The organism is Planktosalinus sp., from assembly GCF_059864935.1.
In genome coordinates, this window is record NZ_JCBCCK010000297.1 from 1 (window position 1) to 3,046 (window position 3,046).

3 protein-coding genes are annotated in these 3,046 nt (G+C 40.2%); all 3 read right to left on the reverse strand.

Going from position 1 to position 3,046, the window contains the following annotated elements; genetic code table 11:
* Window positions 1-1,704: prolyl oligopeptidase family serine peptidase (locus tag AC6F75_RS09765; RefSeq protein WP_500714836.1), on the reverse strand; the 1,704-nt coding region annotated here is incomplete at its 3' end.
* A gap of 47 nt (window positions 1,705-1,751) precedes the next feature.
* Window positions 1,752-2,126, reverse strand: coding sequence for a DoxX family membrane protein (locus tag AC6F75_RS09770; RefSeq protein ID WP_500714838.1), 375 nt, complete (start codon window positions 2,124-2,126; stop codon window positions 1,752-1,754).
* An 83-nt stretch (window positions 2,127-2,209) separates the two neighbouring features.
* The coding region (locus AC6F75_RS09775; RefSeq protein ID WP_500714840.1) for an aspartate-semialdehyde dehydrogenase at window positions 2,210-3,046 on the reverse strand (837 nt) is incomplete at its 5' end.

Consider the following 3,046-nt stretch of genomic DNA (forward strand, 5'->3'; position numbering starts at 1 on the left):
GACCACAGCGCCTACTAAAAGGCCACCGTTGGAAACACCACGCACCGCAAGGTAATCACTTGAAGTATAGCCTCTGTCAATCAAAAATTCTGTAGCAGCAATAAAGTCGTCAAAAACATTTTGCTTGTTCAGTTGCGTCCCGGCATCGTGCCAGGCTCTACCATATTCACCTCCGCCCCTGATGTTTGGAACGGCATAAACGCCACCCATTTCAAGCCATACGGCAGTTACCACAGAAAAAGAAGGAAGAACGTTAATATTAAACCCGCCATATCCATAAAGAATTGTTGGGTTTTTCCCGTCAAGGGTCAGCCCCCTTTTATGGGTAATAATCATTGGGATGCGCGTACCGTCTTTTGAAGTATAAAACACCTGATTGGACTCATAGTTATTAGGATTAAAGTCTATGCTGGGCTCCCAGTAAAGTGATGACTCTGAATTATCAAAATCAAATGAATAAATACTTGAGGGTGTGTTGTAGTTTGAAAAAGAGTAGTACACTTTATCAACATCTTTTTTGCCGCTGAAACCGGAAGCGGTACCTATTCCGGGCAATTCAATTTCCCGGATTAAATTTCCATCATAATCATACTGCATTACTTTAGATACGGCATCTACCATATATCTGGCAAAAATAAAACCGCCCCCTGTTGAAGCACTTAGTACCTGCTTTTTTTCCGGAATTAAATCGTTCCAGTTTTCTGAAGAGGGATTTGAAGCATCTACAGTAACAATTTTTTGATTGGGAGCATTGAAATTGGTGGAGATAAAAAGCTTAGACCCTCTATTGTCCAGCACACTTGATGAATAATCAAAACCCGACATAAGGGCAACAGGCTTGTTTTCTCCTTTTTCAAGGTCCATTAAGTAAAGCTCATTCCCACTGGTTGAAACAGCCCTGGCAACAAATAGATATTTTCCGTCTTCTGACACATTACCCCAGATGTACCTCCCGATTTCGTTTTCTTTATCACCAAAAACAACCTTGTCTTCACTTTGTTTGGTGCCAAGTTTATGAAAAAACATCCTGTGCTGGTCTGTCATTGCAGAAAGCTGACTTCCTTCGGGTTTTTCATAAGTAGAATAGAAAAAACCTTCTTCGCCTTTCCACGAAATTCCTGTAAATTTCAAGTCAACCAGTGTATCGCCAATTTGTTCTTTGGTTTCAGCATTGATTACAATCACTTTTCGCCAGTCGCTTCCACCTTCAGATATGGAATAAGCTGCAAGCTTTCCGCTTTTTGAAAAACTCAATGCATCAAGAGAGGTGGTTCCGTCATCAGAAAATGTATTGGGATCAAGAAAGATTTCTTCATTTCCGTCCTTCTCACGGTAAACAACACTGTGGTTTTGAAGGCCGTCGTTTTTGTAAAAATAAGTGTAGTCTCCCTCAACAAACGGGGCGCCTACTCTTTCAAAATTCCAAAGATCAGAAAGGCGTTCATTGATTTCATTTCTGTATGGTATTTGATCAAGATAACCAAAAGTAACCTTATTTTGAGCTTCTACCCAGGCAGCGGTTTCTTCAGACTTGTCGTCTTCGAGCCATCTGTAAGGGTCTTCGACTTCTGTTCCAAAATAAGTGTCGACAGTATTGCCTCGCTCAGTTACCGGGTAGTCTATAACCATAGTTTTTCTTTTACTTTCTTCTTTGCACCCCAATAGCAGAGCCAAAGAAAAAACAATACAAATTGATTTTTTCATGAGATTTCTTTTGTTAGCTACAAACTTAATAAAACAAAGTGTAACATTTAATGAAACAACGGTCTGTATTTTGGCCAAAGTTTATAGATAAGGATAAAATTAATTATGGCAACCAGCGCTGCTATTCCAATATGAGGAATATCTAAAAACATGTGGTAGAGCAATACGTTTAATGAAATTGGCACAAGTGCTAGCACAGCAAATGCAACCCACTTATTAAACAAAAGCATCAGTGCAACACAAATTTCTACAAAACCCAAAACCGGTATAATATATCCGGTGGCCTGTAAAGAACCCACAAACTGGGCGGCGTCATCAGGGATGTCTGGAGTAGGAATAAATCGAAAAAACTTGTTTGCCCCAATTAAAATAAGGAGTAATGCAAGTAGAAAACGGATGATTTTTGTAAAAGTAGAGTTCATTTCCGGCTGGTTTTTGGTTAGCTATATTTAGAATTATCTAAAGATAGAAAATCAGCGGAAAAAAACCAAGAGTACAATAACAATTATACTAAACCAGCAGTAACCAGATACTCAGCAATCTGCACAGTATTGGTTGCCGCTCCTTTTCTCAGGTTGTCACTCACGATCCACATATTAACGGTGTTTTGTTGTGATTCGTCTTTTCTGATTCTTCCCACAAATACATCGTCTTTCCCTTTAGCGAATAATGGCATAGGGTAAGTGTTGGTTTCCGGATTGTCCTGAAGAGTTATACCGGGAGTTTCGTGCAGTATTTTCCTGATGTCAGACAGGTTAAAGTCATTTTCAAACGCGATGTTTACAGACTCGCTGTGACCTCCCACAACGGGAATTCTAATTGCTGTTGCAGTTACCGCAATGGTATTGTCATTTAAAATTTTCTTGGTTTCGCGCACCAGTTTCATTTCTTCCTTGGTGTATCCGTTTTCTTCAAAAACATCACAATGAGGAATGGCATTTTGGTGAATGGGATAAGGGTAGGCCATTTCACCTTTTTCGCCTTTCAGTTCATTTTCCAACTGCTGAACGGCTTTTACACCAGTTCCGGTAATGGATTGATAAGTGGAAACCACAATGCGCTTTACACCATACTTTTTGTGCAAAGGGCTAAGCACCATCACCATTTGGATGGTGGAGCAATTGGGGTTGGCTATGATTTTATCGGTTTTTGTAAGGGAATGAGCATTGATTTCCGGAACGACCAACTTTTTAGTTGGATCCATACGCCATGCAGAAGAATTGTCGATAACCGTTGTGCCGGCTGCTGCAAATTTTGGTGCCCATTCAAGTGAAGCTTGACCTCCGGCAGAGAATAAAGCGATATCGGGTTTTGAGTCAACTGCAGTTTGTAAACCGATTAC